This window comes from Aerococcus sp. L_32 (assembly GCF_050689315.1).
Genome location: NZ_JBOEQF010001320.1, coordinates 1 through 504, shown reverse-complemented (window position 1 = coordinate 504; position 504 = coordinate 1). Strand labels below are relative to the sequence as shown.

Annotated in this window: 1 protein-coding gene; it reads left to right on the top strand. The window is 42.7% G+C overall.

The features are described from left to right. Positions 1-68: 68 nt before the first annotated feature. Positions 69-504: thioredoxin domain-containing protein (locus ACRCJ0_RS19570; protein WP_431391886.1), on the top strand; the 436-nt coding region annotated here is incomplete at its 3' end.

The window sequence follows — 504 nt, the reverse complement described above, 5'->3', positions numbered from 1 at the left end:
GCTGAATTAATTGCTTACTTAGACGAACAAATTGCCCAGTAAGGAAAATATAATAAGGAGGCATTTAAATGACCTTTCAAACAGATAAAATCACCTATCAAGATGCGATTAAACTTGGAAAAGATACAGCCAAGGTTAAAGTTGTTGAATACTACAACCTTGCTTGCCCGGATGCCTTAAATTACCAAGAGCAATTCGCCTTCTTCCTAGATCCATTAATTCAAACAGGGCAGGTGCAACGGATTTTGAAGCACTATGATAAAACCAGTCCGCGTCTACAAAAAGGCAATCTTGTCCATGATTACATCGATTACGACAACCAAGAAGCGGCCTATACTGTGGCAGACCAATACCTTCGGTCGCAAAATGACTGGGCGCGTTTAGATTTAGATAAAGTTGAAGCCTATTTAGCCCAACAAGGACGTGTGCAACAAGACAATAGCGAACTAGCAGCCCGCGTATTTGAAGAAGCACAAGCAGTTGGTGTCGGCGCGGTGCCAACGG